Here is a 21,462-nt window from a genome sequence, read left to right on the forward strand (position 1 = left end):
ATGCAAGGGAAGTGAGAGAAAAAAGGTCGAAATATCCTTTAAAAAACAATGCTGGTCACCTTAAGTGACCAGCATTACGCCGGAGCGTGCCTTACAGAGGAGCCGTGCTGACGGATTACTGTGCCAGCAGGTAAATCGAGGTGTCACCACGCTGAATGTCCAGCGCCAGAACGTTTGGTTTGGTGTCGAGAATTTTACGCAGCTCACCCAGATTGGCGACTTTCTGCTGGTTCACGCCCAGGATCACGTCGCCTTTTTTCAGGCCGATGCGTGCCGCAGTAGAACCGGCTTTCACTTCATCCACTTTCACGCCTTTCTGATCGCCTGCTGCACCGTTGCTCAGTTCAGCGCCTTCGATACCGGTGTAAATGTTGCCGGATTCGACTTTAGGCGTCTGAGTGCTTTGCTCAATGGTGACATCGACGTTCACCGGTTTACCTTCACGCAGCAGACCCAGCGTCACTTTAGTGCCGATTGGCATGGTGCCAATATCAGCACGGAACGAGGCGAAGCTGCTGATTGGCTTACCGTTCATGCTCAGGATCACGTCACCGGCTTTGATACCCGCTTTCTCTGCTGCAGATTTCGGCATGACCTGGCTGATGAATGCACCGCGCTGTGCGTCCACTTTCATGGCTTTCGCCAGTTCAGAGTTCAGCTCGGTACCCATGATGCCCAGTTCGCCGCGTTTCACCTGACCGAACTCGATCATCTGTTTGGACAGGTTTTTCACCATGTTACTTGGGATCGCAAAACCGATACCGATGTTGCCACCGTCCGGCGCCAGGATCGCAGTATTGAGGCCGATCAGCTCGCCGTTCAGGTTCACCAGCGCACCACCGGAGTTACCACGGTTAATTGCCGCATCCGTCTGGATGAAGTTTTCGTAGTTTTCGATATTCAGGCCGGAACGTCCCAGCGCAGAAACGATACCGGAAGTCACGGTTTCGCCCAGACCATACGGGTTACCGATGGCCACGGTGTAATCACCGACGCGCAGCTGTTCGGAATCGGCCATTTTAATCGCCGTCAGGTTCTTCGCGTTTTGCAACTGGATAACCGCGATGTCTGAACGCGGATCTTTACCGATCACTTTCGCGTCGAATTTACGGCCATCGTTCAGCTGAACGCTGATTTTGGTCGCGTTATCCACCACGTGATTGTTGGTAACGACATAACCTTTGTCCGCATCAATAATGACGCCGGAACCCAGCGCGCGGAAATCTTCTTTCTGCTCAGGCGCAGGCTGACCATCCGGTCCCTGACCGCCACCCTGGCAAACAGGTGACCCCTGGAACGGAGAACCGTCCTGGCATAGCGGCGAGTTCTGACCAAAGAATTGCTGGAACTGCTGGCCCATGCGCGGTGTTTTCACCGGCGCGCTGCCTTCAACGTTCACACTCACCACGGATGGCATGACTTTTTCAAGCATCGGGGCAAGACTTGGCAGTTGTGTGGTGCTTGTAGATGAAGACGCTGTTTCAGCAGCCAGTGCAGATGAAACCGGGGCCATCGCCATACCGATGCTTAACGCTAATGCGCTGAGGAATAAACTTGTTTTTTTCATTTTTCAGGATCTCTTAAAATTATTGTGGCAACCAAAAAAGTCGCGTTGCTTGGTAGTCGTGATACTGAGATGTTATTAATAGCGTGAAGTTCATCATGGTCGATCTGGCAATGGTAAAAAATTATTGTCAGTATTTACAAATGGCGTTTTTTCAGACAGTTCCGTAAAGAAAATTAAAGACATTTATACTTTCCTTTTAATGAGAACTATTCCGCCGCCATTAAACGGCGATATTCATCATAGGCGTACAGGTCGGTCATTCCGCTAATATAATCCTGGATCATTCTTGCCCGGTAATAAAACTCCTGCGCCGCATGTTCCGCGACCGGTAATCCTTTCAGCGCCGTCACCGCATTGTTGTAGGCCAGCCGATGCTTGGCAGAAATCTTATGCAGTAAACGGGTTTCTATAGGATATTGCCTGTGTGTATCCTCATGAACCAGCTGCGAAAAATCAGAAAGCGGCATATCCAGCAGCGGGCTGTAAATATCGAGTAATCCGCTGATCACCCGGTAGCCCTGCAATTCCAGTTCTTCTACTTCGTGATGATTGAACACCTGTTTGAAGGCCACGTTTTTATAAATCTCTAACAAACGGTTAGCCTGGCTTTCATCTTCGAGCAGGGCATGGTTAAAGGTGCCCTGATAAATATCTTCGATGTTATCAATGAAACGGCGGGCAGCGTGCGGGACCAGTTGCTTAACGGTCTGAACACGCAATTCCATAAAGAAGTAATCGACCGGATTACGGAACGTTTTGGCTTTATCCATTTTCTCGTGAGCGGTGCGGACCACTTTGTCGAAGAAGTCGTTCTTCTCTATCTCGCCCCATTCACGGCACAGGTAATTATAGAGCTGGTCGACGCTGAAAATATTTTTCTCGACCGCATCCTCGAGATCCGCAATACAGTAAGAAATATCATCCGCCGCCTCCATAATGTAGGTCAGCGGGAAACGGCTGAACTCGCCCAGACTCAGTTCACTGCGCAAATCTTTAATAAAAGGCTCTTCTGCCAGATAAAAACCCGGCTTTTTCATCAGGTAATCATGCGAAGGCAGTTTGGTCATCGAATACGCCGGGCGGGTGTATTTCAAAATGCAGGCGGTCTGGCTGTAGGTCAGATTGAGTTTCAGCAGGGTAAACACCAGCCGTATGGCCTGTGCGTTGCCTTCGAAATTACACAAGTCATAGCGGATTTTACTGCGCAGACGGTTCAGCTCAACCTCGCCGGAGGCCAGGCGTAAACACGCCACCAGACAGGAATCAGTTTCCTGCGGCGTTTCGCCACAACTGGCGGTATCCAACCTTTTGGCAAACCAGTTATTAATCGCCGATTCACCAAAATGTCCGAACGGCGGATTGCCGATATCGTGCATCAGGCAGGCCATTTCGACCACGCTTTCAAAAGGATCGGTGACATCTTCAAGACCATACGCCTCGAGTTTCCCCTGGCGATGCAGACGGTGAAGCACTTCTTTGGCGATATGACGCCCAACCTGCTGAACTTCAAGAGAATGTGTCAGGCGGCTGCGGACAGCGGCGTTTTTCTCCAGCGGAAAAACCTGCGTTTTTTGCTGCAAACGGCGGATGGCGGCGGAGTTAATAATGCGCCCTCGATCGCTTTCAAACTGGCGAACCACATCGTACGCATCACGCGCCTCAATCGGGGCGCTGAAAGGACGCTGAAAATTGAATTTCGCTTTAAAATCGATCCCGGACATGATTTCTCACCTTTTCAGTAACTCACGCATCAAACCGATACGCTTGCAGCCTGATCATCCTGCATCCCAAACGCATTATCTCTTACCTTTAGCCATGATAGACTATCGCACATTGTTTTCGTGATTAAACCGTCAATTCCGCACAAGCTGCGGCTTATTCCAACCACATCTGCGAGTATTCATATGAAAGTAGGCATTATCGGTGCAATGGAGCAGGAAGTGACCCTGCTGCGCGACAAAATCATCAACCGTCAGACTATCGAACGCGCGGGCTGTGAAATCTACACCGGCCAGCTGCATGGCGTGGACGTGGCGCTGCTTAAATCTGGCATCGGTAAAGTGTCTGCGGCGATGGGCACCACGCTGCTGCTGGAACATTGCCGTCCTGATGTGGTGATCAACACCGGTTCCGCGGGGGGTCTGGCTAAGACGCTGAAAGTAGGCGATATCGTGGTTTCTGATGAAGTGCGTTATCACGATGCGGACGTCACCGCGTTTGGCTATGAACCCGGCCAGATGGCCGGTTGCCCTGCCGCTTTCACTGCCGATCCGGAGCTGATTACTCTGGCTGAAAACTGCATCCGTGAACTGAATTTAAACGCTGTCCGCGGTCTGGTGTGCAGCGGCGATGCCTTTATTAATGGTGCTGCGCCTCTGGCCCGTATCCGCGCAACTTTCCCGAACGTTGCTGCGGTGGAAATGGAAGCGGCTGCCATCGGTCACGTCTGTCACCTGTTTGAAACGCCGTTCGTTGTCGTTCGTGCCATTTCTGACGTGGCCGACGGGGGATCTCACCTGAGCTTTGAAGAGTTCCTGGTGGTTGCCGCACAGCAATCTACCCTGATGGTCGATGCGATGCTGAAAGCACTGGCAGCCTCAGAAGAGTGACAGTTCGCCGGTTTTGTCTCATGTTCAGTTGCCTGTGGTTGCCTGTGACGGCCACCGCAGCACCAGCCCAACGGGTGGTCAGTCTGGCACCCAATCTGACAGAACTGGCGTACGCAGCTGGTCTCGGCGAACGCTTAGTCGGAGTTAGTGCTTACTCCGACTATCCGCCGCAGGCCAGCAAGCTGGAACAGGTAGCAAACTGGCAGGGGATCAACGTCGAACGCATTGTGACGCTGAAACCCGATCTGGTGCTCGCGTGGCGTGGCGGAAATCCTCAGCGTCCTCTGGACCAGCTGACGTCTCTTGGCATCAAAGTGATTTATCTTGATCCGCAAAATGCAGACCAGATAGCACAAGCGCTGGAACAACTCGCGCCTTACAGCCCTTCGCCCGCCAGCGCGCAAAACGCCGCGAAGGCATTTCGCCAGCAATGGCAGGCACTTAAGCTGAAATATCACCGGCAGACTCCGGTTTTGGCGTTTATCCAGTTCGGCACACAGCCATTATTTACGGCTGCCGCCACCACGTTACAAAGCGAAGTGCTGGAAGCCTGCGGAGCAAAAAACATTTTTGCCGACAGCCGTGTCCCGTGGCCTCAGGTCAGCCGGGAGCAGGTTTTAACCCGCCAGCCACAGGTTATTGTTATCTCTGGCGGAAAATCGCAAAAACAGGTCATTGAAGATTACTGGCATTCTCTGCTCCGGGCGCAGGTTATCGCGCTGGATCCGGACTGGTTCAGCCGTGCAGGCCCGCGTATTTTGCTGGCAGCACAACAGCTCTGTCCGCAGCTGGCAGCGCTGCCTTTGCGGTAAATGCTTACTAACATAAGGTGCAGCGGATTCTCTTCCCTCTCTGTCGCCTTTTTCTGAATTGTTCTTTTATTAACCAAAATCAATAATTGAGTGCTGTCATCTGGTAACATGTCTGGCGTAAAATTCTTCGAACGTTGCCTGACCCCCGCTTTAACATTATCTCTTTGTATTACAGATGAAATAATAAAAATACTGGCACAACTGACGACAAAAACGCGACTTATTTCCAGATCATAAGAAATCCGGATTAAAGGCCGCAAAAATTAGACCGATAACCTTTTCAGCCACGCTGACTTATATTGTTCTACACCAGCAGGATTAAAAGAATGAAAGCTCTATTACTCAGCGTGTTACTCGCTGTGAGTCCACTTTTTGCCGTCGCGGGCATGGTGGGTGGCGACATCAATGTCAGCCTGACTATTTTGCCCAGCTGCAAAGTTGATGCTGCGCACAGCGGCACGTCCGTCACCTGCGCCAACCGGACGATGATGCAACCGCACATCAGCGAAATGATGCTCACCGCGGTGCCCGGGATCAGCCTGGATTCCAAGCTGGTGACGGTGGAGTGGTAATCCCCTTGTGAATGCTTACTTACCTGACCGCCCGCGTTTAATCATAAAAAAAGCCCGTCTGCATCAGCAAACGGGCTTTTTCTTTGAGACGGGTAATCAGATACTGAAGGAAGAACCGCACCCACACGTGGTTTTTGCGTTAGGGTTGGTCACGACAAAGCGTGAACCTTCCAGACCTTCAGTGTAATCGACTGAACCACCGACCAGATATTGCAGGCTCATCGGGTCAACGACCAGCGCCACACCGGCTTTCTCGATGGTCATATCGCCGTCGTTAATTTTATCGTCGAAGGTAAAACCATACTGGAATCCGCTGCAACCGCCGCCGGTGATATAAACACGCAGCTTCAGATTTGGATTTTCTTCATCCGAAATAAGGTTCTGTACCTTACGTGCCGCGGCCTCAGTAAACTGTAACGGCAACGCGGCTGTGTCATTCATCAATGCTTCGCTCATAATCTCTCACTCCCAATCCGCATTTGTTCAGGCCGCCGGATTGACTGTCTGAATAATGTACTCATTATCTAATACCTGAAAGTAGGGTTCAAGTATGGGGATTTTTTGCTGCGCTGTCCTGCTTATTGGTGCCTTCTGCGTCGGGTTCTGTCTGCGCTTTCTCTGCATTTTCACGTTCCTGCTTCTGCAAAGTGCGGGTGAGGATCGCGGAATACAAGGGCTTACCGCCTAAAAACTGTGCCAGTAAGGTGGCGCCAAGGCAGGTGATGATCATCGGTAAAATAAGCTGATAGTTATCGGTCATTTCGAGAACCAGCACAATACCGGTGAGCGGCGCCCGAACACTGGCGGCAAACAGCGCCCCCATTCCGGCTATCGCAAAAGTAGCGGGCTGGATCCCGTACTGCGGGAACCACGTCAGCGCGGCGGTACCAAATGCCGTGCCCAGCAGCGTGCCCAGCGCCAGCATCGGGGCGAAAATTCCACCCGGCGCGCCGGAAGCAAAGCATAAAAGCGTGGTGACCACGCGGACAAGAAAAATCGCCAGCAACATCATCAGGCTGTATTTTCCTGCCGCTGCCAGCGGGATCAGCGCAAAACCGCCACCCGTCGCTTCCTGGTGAATCAACCCGAGCAGGCCACAAAAGCCACCCAGCATCCCGCCGATAATCAGAATGTTACGCAGATTACCGCCATGAACGCGGGCAAACATGTCCTGCGTACGGAAAATCAGGGCGTTAAACGTTACGCCGACCACGCCAAAAACCATCCCCAGCACCAGATACAACCACAGTGTATTAAGCGGTGCGCTGGCAAGCTTGCCCACTTCAATCACTGCGCCGTCGCCGTTAAAAATACGGAAAACGATGCTCGACATAATCACGCCAATAAACACCGCTTTTATCGAAATCAGGCTGTAACGAAATTGCAGACGCATCTCTTCGAGGATAAACAGAATACCCGCCAGCGGGGCGTTGAACGCCGCAGAAAGCCCGGCAGCCGCACCGGTCGCCAGCAGCGAATGGCGCGCTTCTGCACTGCGCAGCCGGAAAATATCGTACATCATCTTCCCGACATTGGCGCCCATCTGTACGGTCGGCCCTTCCCTGCCCAGCACCATGCCCGCGCCAAGCGTGCCCAGACCGCCAAAAAATTTCACCGGGATCACCCGCCACCAGCGAACAGGACGTAACTCTTCCAGCGCCCCTTCAATTTCCGGGATCCCCGAACCGCCCGCTTCCGGCGCGAATTTACGCACCAGGTAATAACCGAACATCGCCATCACCGCCGAGATAACAAAGGTCAGCGGCCACAGCAGGATCCAGTAGTCACTGAAAACCCCAATGCCCGACAGACGCAGCGCCATCACCAGATTCACCGCTTTCTCAAAAGCAACGCCAAGCAAACCGGCGACGGTGCCTACCAGCGCGGCCATGATCAAAATCGTGACAGGTGTTTTATCCCGACGCAGCAAAAGGCGCAGCGCTTCACTACGTTTGCGAGGGCCGCGGACGTGCACGCTCTCTAAATTCTCAGTCTCAGATTCATTCATAACGGAAAGGGAAGTACAGGCATGGTTATAGAAGATTGATGGATTTAATCATACAAATTGCCTGCCTGACAGGATCTACAACAAAATGCATCACGGTTTACGGTTTTATATCGCCGCTCAGTTCACTAGAATGGGCGCATCAAAATTTCTTTACCCAGAACCCAGTAATTTCAGGAGTTGAATAATGAGTAAGTCTGAAAGTCTGTTCACGCAGGCGCAAGCGCTAATCCCGGGCGGTGTTAACTCGCCGGTACGTGCCTTCTCCGGCGTTGGCGGCGTGCCATTATTCATCGCGCGCGCTGACGGCGCTTTCCTTTTTGATGCCGATGGCAAAGCCTATATCGACTATGTCGGTTCATGGGGTCCGATGGTGCTTGGCCACAACAACGCCGAAATCCGCAGTGCGGTGATTGAAGCCGCAGAGCGTGGTCTGAGCTTCGGTGCGCCGACTGAAATGGAAGTCAAAATGGCCGAACTGGTCACCGGTCTGGTGCCAAGTATGGACATGGTGCGCATGGTGAACTCCGGTACCGAAGCGACCATGAGCGCCATTCGTCTGGCGCGTGGCTTCACGCATCGCGATAAAATCGTCAAATTCGAGGGCTGCTATCACGGTCACGCCGACTGCCTGCTGGTGAAAGCCGGTTCCGGTGCGCTGACCCTCGGCCAGCCCAACTCTCCAGGTGTTCCGGCTGATTTCGCCAAACACACGCTGACCTGTACGTATAACTGTCTGGATTCAGTGCGTGCCGCGTTCGAAGAATTCCCTGATGATATCGCCTGTATCATCGTTGAGCCGGTCGCGGGCAACATGAACTGTGTGCCGCCACTGCCGGAGTTCCTGCCAGGTCTGCGCAAGATTTGTGACGAGTTTGGCGCGCTGCTGATTATCGACGAAGTGATGACTGGTTTTCGCGTCGCGCTGGGCGGTGCTCAGGAGTATTACGATGTGATGCCTGATCTGACCTGTCTGGGCAAAATCATCGGCGGCGGTATGCCGGTGGGCGCGTTTGGCGGTCGTCGCGACGTGATGGAAGCACTGGCACCGACCGGTCCTGTCTATCAGGCGGGAACCCTTTCCGGTAACCCGATTGCGATGGCAGCCGGTATCGCCTGTCTGACACAAGTGGCACAACCGGGCGTGCATCAGACTCTGACCGAGCGCACTACGCAGCTGGCCGAAGGTTTGCTGGATGCGGCGCAGCAAGAAAATATTCCGTTCGTGGTGAACCACGTCGGCGGCATGTTCGGCCTGTTCTTCACCGATGCCGAAACCGTAACCTGTTATCAGGACGTGATGAAGTGCGACGTTGAGCGCTTTAAGAAGTTCTTCCATCTGATGCTGGAAGAAGGCATTTATCTGGCCCCTTCCGCGTTTGAAGCCGGCTTTATGTCTCTGGCCCATACGCAGGAAGACATCCAGCGCACCATCGACGCTGCTCGCCGCTGTTTCGCTAAGCTTTAAGATCCTGTCAAGTCGGCTCCTCCCCTGCGCAGGGGAGGAGCTAAGGCCACTTCCAAAGAAAGATCTGTTCTCAACATCTCCCTTTGTTATTCTCTAAAATTTTCTACTTCGCCTGTTTTCTCAGCAGATAGATAAAGTACGGCGCACCGATAAATGTCGCGAGCAAACCCGCCGGTATCTGGTTCGGAAAGATAATCATCCGGCCGCACCAGTCGGCAAAGACCATCAGTAAACCGCCGAGAATACTGGCGACCATCCACTGCGGAACCGCACGACGAAAGCCCATCATACGCGCCATATGCGGTGCCATCAGCCCGACAAAGCTCAGCGGCCCGATGGTCAGCGTCGCGGCAGCCGTCATCACCGCCGCCAGCAATAAAATCGCCATGCGGGTCGGCGTCAGTGCAATACCTACCGATTTCGCCGTCACGCTGCCCAGCGGCAAAATATTAATCCAGCGACGGCAGAACGGTACAATCACCATCAGCACAGCCGCAATAATCAACGTACGCCATGCCGCTTCGGCAGAAACTGAATAAGTAGAACCGGAAAGCCAGGTCAGCAACCCCCCCATACGCGGATCACCACTCGCCAGCAGCAATGCCATCAGCGTGGTGAATGCAGTACTCAGCGCGATACCGGTCAGCAACATACGTTCGGCAGAGAAACTGCGCAGGCCCGATGCCATCATAATCACCAGCAACGTCAGCGCCGCCCCGAGACTGCCCGCCGGTAACAGCCACGCAAAAGCATCGCCCGGCACGATAAACATCATCACTACCACGCCGGTCGCCGCGCCCGAGCTAATCCCCAGTACTTCCGGGCTCGCCATCGCGTTTCCGGTGAGTTTCTGGATCAGCACACCGGAAGATGCCAGCATGATGCCCGCCGCCAGTGCCGCCAGCACGCGGGGCAAACGCCACGGCAGCAGCGCCTGTAAATCCGCCCCCATAGACCAGCTCCAGCCTGTGGCGTTACGCCCTGCCATCAGTGCGATAACCAGACCCACAAACAATACCGCCAGCGCCAGAGCAACCCAGCGTACCAGGTGGTGACGCTCAGCCGGTACGTTATCCCCCTGATCCATCGGCGGCGGCGTCATGTTGTTGCGAAGACGCGGCAACAGCCACAGCAGCAGCGGAGCACCGACCAGCGCGGTTGCGGCCCCGGTCGGAATTTCCATCCAGAACGTGGTGATGTACTGCATCACCTGATCGGTGAACCACAGCAACAAAGCACCAATCAGCGGCGCCATAATCAGACGTGATGGCAAACGTCGCGCGCCGAGCATTTTCGCCAGAAGCGGGGCGAACAGACCGATAAAGCCGACGATACCGACTGCGTTAACCAGTTGCGCACTCATCAGAATGGCCAGCGTCAGCACCGCCAGACGTGCCGCAGAAAGCCCGAGGCCGAGATTTTTTGCGATGCCGTCGTCAAGCCCGAGAAGCGTCATCGGACGCTGCAACAGAAACGCCAGCAGCCAGACAATAACCACACGCGGCAACAGGAAGCTGGCGACATCCCAGTCCTGTTGCGTCAGCGAACCGCTGCTCCACATATACAGGCTTTGCAGGCTCTGATAATTGAAGATGCCGATCAGGCCGTTGACCGCACCGCAATACAAACCGAGCACCAGACCCGCCAGGATCAGCGTGACCGGTGACATGCGTTTGCCCCAGGCGATACCGAATACCAGTGCGCCAATCACCACTGCGCCAGTCATCGCAGCAAACTGCTGGGTGATCATCCCGCCCGGCAGCGCCCACAACGTCGCGACCGTCAGCCCGAGTTGTGCGCCAGCCGAAACGCCGAGCGTCGCAGGTTCTGCCAGCGGGTTGCGTAATACCTGCTGGAACAGCAAACCGACCAGCCCGAGCCCTGCACCGGCCAGCAATGCCACGGCGATGCGCGGCAGCGAGCTGTAATGGAAAAGCATCTGCTGCACATTGTCGATGTCCGGCTGCCACAGTGCGCCGCGCCATTGCGCGTAAGGCAATTGCTGATGCAGGTTGTAAATACTGAGCGCGCCCGCAGCCAGCGCCATAATAATCAGAAGCGTCAGCGACATGCTGAGCGAACGGCGGTTCATACCGGTTTCCTCAGTGTGCTGGTTAAAATATTGCACTTGTCAGTTAAAATATTGCAAAAGTGCATTGCGCTGAACGTTGCACCGTAGTACCAGACCGCAGGAATGACGGTGAACTGATTCGCACGCACGAAAGGCATCGATTTCCACAGAGGCGTTTTTTCAACGACGTTCATGATGCTGGCGCTGTCATGGTCGAAACACAGCACACGGGCATTTTTGATGCCCGCCAGCCGTTCAACACCGACGGAAACGCTACCCCAGAAACTGCCCTCACCCTGCCAGGCGTTGGTCAGCCCGACATTATTCATGACTTCATGCAGCATGCTGCCCTGACCAAAGACCAGAACATGGCGCGGATCGATAAAAGTAATCAGCAACAACGGCTGCTGTGCCACCGGCTTCAGCTGTTCGCGGGTTTGGGCTAAGGTGTCCCGATAAAGCTGTAAATGCTTTTCTGCGCGATCCTGTAAACCCAGCGTATCCGCCAGTTTATGCAGAGAACTGATCGCCAGATCTAAGGGCTTTGCAGAGCCGTCATTGGCTTTTACGCTCAGCACCGGCGCAATGTTTTCCAGCTGGCTGGTTGCGGGGCCATAGCCCTTAGTCACCAGTACCAGAGAAGGTTTGAGCTGCTGGATAAGTTCCATATTGGGTTCGGTGCGCTGACCGACGTCAATCACGCCCGGCGCCAGCGGCGGTTCCCCTACCCAAATGTTGTAATTACGGATATCCGCAACCGCCAGCGGCATTACGCCGAGGGCTATCAGAAGTTCAGCGGGAAGCCATTCCAGGGCAATAATACGGCTGAGATCGGGGCGGCTCGCTGACAGCGCAGGCAAGGAGGTCAGCAACGGGGAGAGCGCTATCATCTGCAAAATGCGACGACGGGTTATTGCGGAAAAATTTGAAATATCAGACATATCAGTATACGAAGCTCACCGGTGCGCCACCCGCTGGATGCGGCAAAATGCCCATCGGAATGCCATAAATTTGTTCGAGCACCTCACCGCGCATCATCTCGTCGGGCGTGCCTTGTGCGATCATCTCGCCACCGCGCAGCGCCATCAGCTGGTCGCAGTAACGCGCTGCCATATTCAGGTCATGCAGAACCGCAATCACGGTTAAGCCTTTTTCACGGCTCAGACGCTGGATCAGGGCCAGTACATCTTTCTGATGCGCAATATCCAGCGCAGAAGTCGGTTCGTCGAGCAGCAGACAGCGGCTGTCCTGCGCCACCATCATCGCCAGCCAGGCACGCTGACGCTCGCCACCGGACAGGCTGTCGACCAGACGATGTGCGAAAGGTTTCAGGCCGACCAGCGCAATGGCTTCTTCGACTTTTTCTTTATCGTGATGTTTGAAACGCCCCAGTGCGCCGTGCCACGGATAGCGGCCAATCGCCACCAGTTCCTGCACGGTCATGCCTTCAGCGGCGGGAAGTTGCTGCGGCAGATAGGCCACCTGCCGCGCAAAAGCTTTGCTGTCCCAGTGCGCCAGTGGCGTTTCATTGAGGTAAATGGTTCCGGAGGTCGCCGCCTGATGACGTCCCAGCATTTTTAACAACGTCGATTTCCCTGAGCCATTGTGACCAATCAGTCCGCACACCTTTCCTTGCGGGAAAGTCAGCGACAATGGCGCCAGCAGTGTTCGCCCCGGCACGGTAAAGCTGACCTCTTGCAGGCGGAATACGCTGTCCGGCTGCGGGGAAGAAGGATGTACGTTGTTATCAGGCATAAGATTTTCTACGTCGACATCTGGTTGAGAACAGGAAACGGGCACGACCAGCGTGCCCGGATTTTAGTGCTTACATACTGACTATTCGATGACTCTTAGAAACGGAATGTTGCTGTTGCTACGACCTGGCGATCTGAACCCCAGTAACAGGCGTAATCGCGGTAGCAACTGGCGACATATTCGCGATCCAGCAAGTTGTTGATGTTCAGACCCACGGAAGAACCTGGCAGGCCGAAGCGACCCAGATCGTACTTAACCGTAGCATCGACCAGCGTGTATGAAGAGACATTGAAGGCTTCATTCGCTTTGCCGGCATTCACACCGTTTGCGGTGTAGAAGCTGGAACTGGCACCGACATAACGCACACCGGAACCCACTGTCAGGCCGCTAAGCGCTGTTTCGTGGAAGGTGTAATCCGCCCACAGGGACGCCATATTTGCCGGCACTTCAACAGGACGTTTGCCTTCAAAGTTGGTGTCATGCGTGTATTTTGCATCGGTGTAGGTATAAGACGCCGTGATATTGATGTTGGCGTTAACCGCAGCTTTTGCTTCGAGTTCCACACCGCGTGAACGGATTTCACCCGACTGAACACTGAAGTTAGCGTCAGCAGGGTTGGCCGTCAGGTTTTTGTCTTTTGTCAGCTGGTATACCGCTGCCGTTACGCTGATCGGACGATCGTTCGGGATGTATTTGATCCCGGCTTCGTACTGTTTGCCCATTGAAGGATCGAACGGCTTTCCTTCTTTGGTCGCGCCGGCAGTCGGTTCAAAGGATTCGCTGTAGCTGAAGTACGGAGAAATACCGTTGTCGAACAGGTAGTTCAGACCGCCACGCCAGGTGAACTGCTCATCGTTGATCTGCGACGCGCTGTTGGTCGTACGGGTAAAGGTTGAGCTTTTCGCGAAGTCGTAACGACCACCAAGAGTCAGGATCCACTTATTCCATTCCGCCTGATCCTGCACGTACAGACCGGTTTGTTCCTGACGATTGAGGATCTCATACGGGAAGTACAGTGAAACGTTGCCGTTACCGTATTGCGGATCGGCCAGATTCAGATTACTTGCACTGCCGTAGTCCGCGTCAATATCGTTACGCATACGCATGTAATCGACGCCTGCCAGCACGGTGTGATCGACATCGCCGGTACCGAATTTGGCCTGAACCTGCGTATCAACATCAAAGTTCGCCAGCTTCTCTTTAGACTGAACATAGCTGCGCGTGATGTTGCCGTTACCGAGGTAACCGAAGCCATAAACTGATTTATATTCGGTATCGAGTTTGGTGTAACGCAGGTTCTGGCGCACCGTCCAGGTATCATCAAACTGATGCGCGAAGCTGTAACCGACCATTTTCTGGTTGCGGGACATGCGGTTATCCGCTTCACCTTCGTTGAAATCTGTCGGCAATTTATGCGCTTTACCGTTGGCGTCGTAATACGGCACCACGGTACCTTCACGCGGCAACCAGCCGTAATAACCGGCATCCGGATCGTTCTGGAAATTGCTCAGGAAGGTAAAGTCAGTTTTATCGTCAGGACGCCATGAGAAGGACGGAGCAATCGAATAGCGCTTCTCTTTCGCCATTTCCTGCTGCGCATCCTGACTGCGCGCCACGCCGGTCAGACGGTAGGAATACACGCCTGCATCGTCGATAGCATCGCTGAAATCAAAACCGGTCTGGTACAGATTGTCTGTACCCATTTTAAACTGCACTTCTTTCAGCGGTTCAGTGGTCGGGCGCTTGCTGACCATGCTGACTACGCCGCCCGGATTGCTTTTGCCGTACAGAACGGAAGACGGCCCGCGCAGCACTTCGACGCGCTCAAGCATGTACGGATCCATCGACACTTCAGAATAGTTGTCGCCCTGAAGTTTGATGCCGTCCAGATACTGGTTGGTGTTAACAGATGTGAAGCCACGGATTGCCATGGCGTCGATAGTGTTGGAGCTGCCACGACTGGCGAAGACACCCGGCGTATAACCCAGAGCCTCTTTCACGGTCACAGGCTGCTTCATGTCCATTTCTTCGCGGGTGACCACTGAAACTGATTGTGGTGTTTTCACCAGTGGCGTGTCGGTTTTCGTACCGGTTGCGCTGTGTTTAGCCGCGATGGTCGCCGCAGGGCCCCACGCAGATTCCTGCGCCGCTTCGGGAGCAGAAGAAGCTGTCACGTTAATCGTGTCTTCTTGCGCAGGGGCGGTGGTTGCGGCACCGGCGTAAAACGCGGCAGAACCCAGTATTGTCGTAATCGTTAAAGCTAACGTCCGACGCTTAAATGCGCCTTTTTGGACAGAAATTGAAAGCGAGCGTTGAGAAGCCATTGCATTATCTCTGGAGTGGTAATGGGAATGTAAACGATAATTATTATTATGACCGTCGCATATTATGCGCAATGCTTGCCCGTCTGCAACACTAATTCACACATAGATTGGCTGAATGAATAAAAAGTATCCCTATGTTAAGCATGGGTAAATATGCTTATAAATTAAACGGGGGTAGATGTAGCAGGCTTGCGGGGAATGTGAATCATCAGGGGTAAATTTGAGTTATGGATAACAAATAAAAAGGGCACGATTTTCATCGTGCCCTTTTTTACAATAAATCCAATATCCTAAATCATTCGAGTTGGATCATGGTAACCAACGCCGAGCCAGCTTGAAGGATGACGGATATTTAGTTGCCTGAACCAAACATATCCTTAATCCAGCCCGCCACGCCGTTGCTGTCTTTCTTCTCATCCTGAGATTGTGGCTTTTGCTGCTGTTGCCCGGATTGCTGTTGTTGTTGTTGCTGCTGGATCTGTTGCTGCTGCTGTTGCTGAACTGCCGTCACAGAAGCCTGACACATCGCATCCGGCGAATCCGTCCAGACAGGGATGGAACGCGTTGCGCCACCGCCGCCCAGCATTCCGCCGCTGTTATTACCGCAGACAAAGTTACCGCTGCCATCAATATTCATCGTACTGATGCCTTCCGGCATTTGCAGATCCAGTGGCTGCGGCGTGCCGTTCTCCAGATAGCGTCCGTACAGCACCAGCGCACCGGTTGAACCCCACAGTTTAGACGGGCCGTTGTTATCGCGACCAACCCAGGTAATGGCTACCTGATTGCCGTCGATGCCTGCAAACCAACTGTCACGCAGTTCGTTGGACGTACCGGTTTTGGCTGCCAGATGCAGTTTTGGGAACTTGTTCGCCAGAGCGCGTGATGTCCCTTCCTGCACAACCTGTTGCATCGCATACAGCGTCAGATACGCCGCCTGTGACGGGATCACTCGGACTGCCTGCGGGAAGCTCTGATAAAGCACCGTGCCGTCTTCCGCAATCACCGAGCGCACCGCTGAAAGTGGCGCTTTGTTACCGCCGCTGGCAATAGTCTGATATTCCTGCGCCACTTCCATCGGCGTCAGTGCAATCGCACCGAGCAGCATCGACGGCGTCTGATTCAGAGATTCTTTCGGGATCCCCAGGTTTATCAGCGTACTGGTGATATTATCCAGCCCTACCGCCATACCCAGATTCACTGTCGGTATGTTCATAGAACGCGCCAGGGCATCCACCAGCAGAACCTGACCACGGAACTGATGGTCATCGTTTTTCGGCGACCACGTCTGTCCGTTCGCCAGTTTCAGCGTCAGTGGCTGGTCGGCCAGAATGGTGTTCAGACGGTATTTATCCGGCTGTGAAAGCGCAGTCAGATAGGTCGCCGGTTTAGCCAGAGAACCCACCTGACGGCGTGCCTGCATCGCACGGTTGAAGCCTGCGAACTGCGTTTCCGCGCCGCCGACCATCGCCCGCACTTCGCCGGTATAACGGTCAACAATGACCATCGCGGTTTCGATGTCATTCAGGCCGCTTTTTTTGCGCAGTAACGGAATGCCTTCTTCGACCGCTTTTTCCGCCGCATCCTGAGAAATAGGATCCAGCGTGGTGAAGATTTTCACCCCGGACATGTCCTGAACTTTATCGCCCAGTTTGGCCTGAAGCTCCTGACGCACCATCTGCATAAACGCAGGCTGAGGCGAAATCACACCGCCTTTCGGCTGCACGCCAAGCGGACGCGCGCTGAGCATGTCATACAGCTCCTGATCGATAACTTTCTGATCAACCAGTAAACGCAGCACCAGATTACGACGCTGCAACGCCATTTGCGGGTTACGCCACGGGTTATACAGCGACGCACCTTTCACCATGCCGACCAGCAATGCCTGCTGATCGAGACTCAGTTCATTCACCGGACGGCCAAAGTAATACAGGCTCGCCAGCGGGAAACCGCGGATCTGATCTGAACCGCTCTGGCCGAGATACACTTCGTTCAGATACAGCTCGAGAATGCGGTCTTTGCTGTAATCCGCGTCGAGCAGGATAGCCATCACCGCTTCACGCGCTTTACGGCTCAGGGAGCGCTCGTTAGTCAGGAACAGGTTTTTCACCAACTGCTGCGTCAGCGTTGAACCGCCCTGCACCGCATGACCGGCAGTCAGGTTAGCCAGCACCGCACGACCAATGGAATAGAAGTTAATCCCGTCATGTTCATAGAAATGGCGGTCTTCGGTCGCCAGCAAAGTGTCGACCAGCAAATCCGGGAAACCGGCGCGTGGCACGAACAGACGCTGTTCACCGTTGGCGTTAGAGGCCTGCAACATCGTTATCAGGCGCGGATCGAGGCGGAACAGCCCGAAGTCATGCTGATTATCCAGATTCTTGATTTCTGAAAGGCTGTTGCCATCAAACATCAGACGGGCGTTTACCTGCCCTTCTTTACCTTCCGGGAAATCAAACGGACGACGCAACAAATCGATGTAATTCGCGTGCACCGTAAACTCGCCAGGGCGGGTGATGCGCGTCACTTCGCGGTACTGCGTCCCTTCCAGCAACCCGACCATTGCCGCTTTGCTGATCTGCATGTCCGGCTCAAGATTCACCTGACGGCCATACACCGCCGCAGGCAACTGCCAGACTTTACCGCCGTCAATGCGGTCATGGATTTGCCTGTTCAGATAAAACGCGTAAATCCCAAGCAGAATAAGAAACACGATGAACAGTTTGACTAACAGCCAGAAGATACGGCGCTTCAGGCTCTTTTTTCCGCCTTTTTTGGCTTTACGCGGCGATGCTTTACGGCTCATGCGAGATCCCTGTTCTTCTTCGTACTCATCGTCATCCTCATACTCGTCATCGATTTCTTCTTCGTCATCATCGTAGTCGTCATCCCGGCGGCTACGGCGGACGGGACGAGCCCGCTCAGGCTTGCGCCCGGCAGGTTTACCTTTACGGCCAATCGGCTCGCGATCATCGCCAGACATCAGTCAATCTCCCAACGTGCTGCTGTGTTCGTCATAATGATTCTGCTTAGCTGAGTCATTTTCATTTTTGATTTCATAAAGATAGATTCAATGGCCTGAAATCCAGGCCGCAAGGCGCTTACTCTGTGCCCCGCTTAAGTTTTCGCCCACAGGAAATGTCTGAAAAACCGGCCCTTTCATGCACAATTTTTAAAGACTCAGACAGACATCAGGACGCGTGTTTTTTCGTCCGTCGCGTAGGCAGCGCCTCTGCCGGATTATCCGGCCACGGATGTTTCGGGTATCGCCCTTTCATTTCTTTCTGCACTTCGCGGTACGATCCCTGCCAGAAAGCCGCCAGATCGGCGGTTATCTGCAACGGACGCTGCGCCGGTGACAATAATTCCAGCACCACGCCAACGCGGCCTTCCGCCAGTTGCGGGCTGCGCTGCTCGCCAAACATCTCCTGCATCCGCACCGAAAGTGCCGGTGGCTGGTCTGCATGATAACGGATTGGCAGACGACTGCCAGTCGGCACGGTGTAATGTGTCGGCAAGGCACTGTCAAGACGCTGACGTTGTTGCCAGTCGAGCAGCCTTAATAAGGCGTCATGTAAATCAACCTGTTGCAGCGATTTCAACGAGCGGACGCCCTGTAAAGACGGCTGCAACCAGCGTTCGAGACCGTCGAGTAATGTCTGGTCATCCACCGCAGGCCAGTCGGCTTCCGGCAGCCATTTAACGGCGCAGTGAAGCCGCACGCGCAGTTGTTCTGCCGCCACTGACCAGGTCAGCGCCTGCAAACCCTGCGTGCGGATCCAGTCGATCAGCGCCTGTTGCAGCTCTTCATCGTCCGGTTTAGCCAGCGGATTGGCTTTAAGCACCAGCCGGCCAATCTGCCAGCGTCGCCACGCGCGCAGTGTGCCTTTTTCCTCATCCCACTCCACGGCGGTTTGTTCTTTCACTACCTCCGGCAGGCGCGTGGGGAGTTGCGTAATATCCAGCGTGATCGCCAGCAAAATGCGCGCATCCGGACTGTTGTTGCCCTGCAATAACTGCGGCGCGACCAGCCACGGCGCGCGGGTTAAACCGTCGTCCTGCGGCAAAGCTGCACCCAGCCCGTTGGCCAGCAGATAGCGGCCATCTTCGCCGCGACGCTGCGCAATACGGTCGCTGAAAGCACGTGCCAGCAGCCACGGCGCAAGGGAAGCATCCGGCTCGCCGCTTTGTGCGCCGGTTCGCTGCGCCAGCTGTTTTGCCCGCCGCTGCCAGTTGCCTTGCGCACGGCTGAACCAGTAATCGATATCGGGCAATCCGCCGCGCGGCGGTTCTTCGAGCATCGCCGCCAGTAACGCCGCGGTCGCCAGCGCATCCGGACTTTGTGCCGCGGCAGTAATCAGCATCGCCGCCAGCCGTGGCTCACAGCCAAGCCGGGCCATACGTTGTCCGGCTGCGGTGAGTTTGCCCCGCGCATCGGTTGCACCGAGCTGTTGTAACAGGTGTTTTGCCGCAGATAACGCGGCAGCAGTCGGCGTATCCAGCCACTGAAGTTGCGCCGGATCCTGACAACCCCACTGCAACAACTCCAGCCAGAAACTGCTCAGATCGCTTTGCAGAATTTCCGCTTCTGCCTGCGCACTGGCGCGTTCAGCCTGCTCTTTGCTGAACAGATGCCAGCACAAACCCGGCTCCAGACGTCCCGCACGCCCCGCGCGCTGGGTCATCGACGCCTGACTGATGCGCTGCGTTATCAGCCGCGTCAGGCCGCTGCGCGGATCAAACTGCGCACTGCGCTCCAGACCGCTGTCCACCACCAGACGGATCCCTTCGATGGTCAGACTGGTCTCGGCAATATTGGTCGCCAGCACCACTTTACGGCGTCCGTCGGGCGAAGGCTGTATGGCTTTTTGCTGTTGTTCCAGCGATAACGCGCCGTACAGCGGGCAGAGATCGACATCGGCCGCCAGCCTGCCGGTCAGCAGATTTTGCACACGGGTGATTTCAGAAACACCGGGTAAAAACAACAACATCGAGCCGTGATTTTCGCCCATCAGACGGCTGACCACCCGCGCCACGCCTTCGTCCAGCCGTTCGTGGGTCGCAAGGGAAAGATACTGCCGGTCAACAGGAAAACTGCGGCCTGCGGATTCAATGACCGGCGCATCCGGTAATAAAGAGGACAGGCGCAGGTTGTCGAGCGTGGCCGACATAATCAGGATTTTTAAATCATCACGCAGCGCATTCTGCACATCAAGCAACAGCGCCAGCGCCAGATCGGCCTGCAAACTGCGCTCATGGAATTCATCGAGAATGACCATCGACACCCCGGTCAGTTCAGGATCCGCCTGCACCATGCGGGTCAGAATGCCTTCGGTCACCACTTCGAGACGGGTCGCTGCGCTGGTTTTACTTTCAGCGCGCATGCGGTAACCCACAGTCTGCCCCGGCGTTTCACCCAGCTGTTGCGCCAGACGGAAAGCCACGTTTTTTGCGGCCAGACGACGCGGTTCCAGCAGCAGAATTTTGCCCGGCAAATTGGCCAGTTTGAGCAACTGCAACGGCAGCCAGGTCGATTTACCCGCACCGGTCGGGGCGAGCAAAAGCACCTGCGGAGCCTGTTGCAGTGCGGCTAATAGCGGTTCAAGTACGGCGCTGACCGGCAAAGAAGGCAATGAATTCACCATGAGAGTTAACTTTAAACGGCGGGCATTGTAGCATTTAGCCCCACATCCGGCATGTTGCCGTGATTTGTCTGCTCAGGGATCACTATGTCTGCCGAACGTCGCCTGTTTTTCGCCTTATCCCTGCCTGCAAAATTGCAGAAGCAGGTGATTAAGTGGCGTGCTGACAATTTTCCGGCCGAAACGGGCCGTCCTGTTGCGGCGGCGAATCTGCATATTACTCTGGCGTTTCTCGGTGAAATCAGTGAGCTAAAAGCACAGGCGCTGACCCGTGTGGCCGGACGCATTCAGGCCAAAAAATTCAGTCTGACACTGGATGATATCGGTCACTGGCCGGGCTCGGGTGTGGTGTGGATTGGCACAAAGCGCGCGCCGAATGCGCTGTTACAGCTGGCCTCGGTATTGCGCTCCCACGCCGCCCGCAACGGTTGTCATCAGACCACGCTGCCATTTCATCCGCACGTTTCGTTATACCGCAGCGCCACGCGCCCTGTGGCTATTCCGCCCGCCACGCCGCAATGGCTGCTGGAAGCTACCGAGTTCAGTTTGTACGAGTCCCAGTATGAAAAAGGACGCACCCGTTATCGTTGTCTGCAAACCTGGCCACTGGCTGACGCACCGGCAACTTAACTTTACT

The 21,462-nt window shown here is 54.7% G+C and carries 15 protein-coding genes; 5 read left to right on the forward strand and 10 right to left on the reverse strand.

Translation table 11 applies throughout. The features are described 5' to 3' along the window. Nucleotides 1–115: 115 nt before the first annotated feature. Both degP and dgt read right to left on the reverse strand, forming a co-directional pair. Nucleotides 116–1,567 (reverse strand): serine endoprotease DegP, encoded by a 1,452-nt coding sequence (gene degP, locus D6C13_RS22715; protein WP_120134943.1) that lies wholly within the window; start codon nt 1,565–1,567, stop codon nt 116–118. A 206-nt stretch (nt 1,568–1,773) separates the two neighbouring features. Beyond that, nucleotides 1,774–3,288 carry a dGTPase gene (dgt, locus tag D6C13_RS22720; protein WP_120134944.1) on the reverse strand — a complete coding sequence of 505 codons (1,515 nt, stop codon included), beginning with the start codon at nt 3,286–3,288 and terminating at the stop codon, nt 1,774–1,776. 183 nt (nt 3,289–3,471) lie between these two features. Here dgt and mtnN point away from each other — a divergent pair, with 183 nt between their 5' ends. The 3 genes from mtnN to D6C13_RS22735 all read left to right on the forward strand — a co-directional run bounded on the left by mtnN (nt 3,472) and on the right by D6C13_RS22735 (nt 5,560). Beyond that, on the forward strand, nt 3,472–4,176 hold the full coding sequence (gene mtnN / locus D6C13_RS22725) for a 5'-methylthioadenosine/S-adenosylhomocysteine nucleosidase (protein WP_120134945.1): 705 nt from the start codon (nt 3,472–3,474) through the stop codon (nt 4,174–4,176). 20 nt (nt 4,177–4,196) lie between these two features. Further along, nucleotides 4,197–4,988 carry a vitamin B12 ABC transporter substrate-binding protein BtuF gene (gene btuF / locus D6C13_RS22730; protein WP_120134946.1) on the forward strand — a complete coding sequence of 264 codons (792 nt, stop codon included), beginning with the start codon at nt 4,197–4,199 and terminating at the stop codon, nt 4,986–4,988. 326 nt (nt 4,989–5,314) lie between these two features. Then, entirely contained in the window at nt 5,315–5,560 is a 246-nt protein-coding gene (locus tag D6C13_RS22735; RefSeq protein WP_120134947.1) for a hypothetical protein, read from the forward strand. 96 nt (nt 5,561–5,656) lie between these two features. On the opposite strand, the gene erpA is transcribed toward D6C13_RS22735, so the two are convergent. Then, entirely contained in the window at nt 5,657–6,001 is a 345-nt protein-coding gene (gene erpA / locus D6C13_RS22740; RefSeq protein ID WP_147243261.1) for an iron-sulfur cluster insertion protein ErpA, read from the reverse strand. Nucleotides 6,002–6,104: 103 nt separating this feature from the next. Next, on the reverse strand, nt 6,105–7,568 hold the full coding sequence (gene clcA / locus D6C13_RS22745; RefSeq protein ID WP_120134948.1) for a H(+)/Cl(-) exchange transporter ClcA: 1,464 nt from the start codon (nt 7,566–7,568) through the stop codon (nt 6,105–6,107). 184 nt (nt 7,569–7,752) lie between these two features. Here clcA and hemL point away from each other — a divergent pair, with 184 nt between their 5' ends. Next, nucleotides 7,753–9,033 carry a glutamate-1-semialdehyde 2,1-aminomutase gene (hemL, locus tag D6C13_RS22750; RefSeq protein WP_120134949.1) on the forward strand — a complete coding sequence of 427 codons (1,281 nt, stop codon included), beginning with the start codon at nt 7,753–7,755 and terminating at the stop codon, nt 9,031–9,033. Nucleotides 9,034–9,136: 103 nt separating this feature from the next. On the opposite strand, the gene fhuB is transcribed toward hemL, so the two are convergent. The 6 genes from fhuB to hrpB form a co-directional block, all read right to left on the reverse strand. Further along, nucleotides 9,137–11,125, reverse strand: coding sequence for a Fe(3+)-hydroxamate ABC transporter permease FhuB (gene fhuB / locus D6C13_RS22755; RefSeq protein ID WP_120134950.1), 1,989 nt, complete (start codon nt 11,123–11,125; stop codon nt 9,137–9,139). Continuing rightward, nucleotides 11,122–12,045, reverse strand: a complete 924-nt coding sequence (fhuD, locus tag D6C13_RS22760; RefSeq protein WP_120134951.1) for a Fe(3+)-hydroxamate ABC transporter substrate-binding protein FhuD — start codon at nt 12,043–12,045, stop codon at nt 11,122–11,124. The genes fhuB and fhuD overlap by 4 nt, the downstream gene beginning before the upstream one ends. 1 nt (nt 12,046) lies before the next feature. Next, the gene (gene fhuC / locus D6C13_RS22765) at nt 12,047–12,859 is read right to left on the reverse strand and encodes a Fe3+-hydroxamate ABC transporter ATP-binding protein FhuC (protein WP_120134952.1); all 813 of its coding nucleotides are present in this window, start codon (nt 12,857–12,859) and stop codon (nt 12,047–12,049) included. A gap of 95 nt (nt 12,860–12,954) precedes the next feature. Further along, complete coding sequence (gene fhuA / locus D6C13_RS22770) at nt 12,955–15,183, reverse strand: ferrichrome porin FhuA (protein ID WP_120134953.1); 2,229 nt, start codon at nt 15,181–15,183, stop codon at nt 12,955–12,957. A gap of 352 nt (nt 15,184–15,535) precedes the next feature. Beyond that, on the reverse strand, nt 15,536–18,166 hold the full coding sequence (gene mrcB / locus D6C13_RS22775; protein WP_120134954.1) for a bifunctional glycosyl transferase/transpeptidase: 2,631 nt from the start codon (nt 18,164–18,166) through the stop codon (nt 15,536–15,538). Nucleotides 18,167–18,374: 208 nt separating this feature from the next. Continuing rightward, nucleotides 18,375–20,828 carry an ATP-dependent helicase HrpB gene (gene hrpB / locus D6C13_RS22780; protein ID WP_244212754.1) on the reverse strand — a complete coding sequence of 818 codons (2,454 nt, stop codon included), beginning with the start codon at nt 20,826–20,828 and terminating at the stop codon, nt 18,375–18,377. Between the two features lie 84 nt (nt 20,829–20,912). Here hrpB and thpR point away from each other — a divergent pair, with 84 nt between their 5' ends. Further along, entirely contained in the window at nt 20,913–21,455 is a 543-nt protein-coding gene (gene thpR / locus D6C13_RS22785; RefSeq protein ID WP_120134955.1) for an RNA 2',3'-cyclic phosphodiesterase, read from the forward strand. Nucleotides 21,456–21,462 lie beyond the last annotated feature (7 nt).

Origin of the sequence: Rahnella woolbedingensis (assembly GCF_003602095.1) — a bacterium.
GTDB lineage: Bacteria > Pseudomonadota > Gammaproteobacteria > Enterobacterales > Enterobacteriaceae > Rahnella > Rahnella woolbedingensis.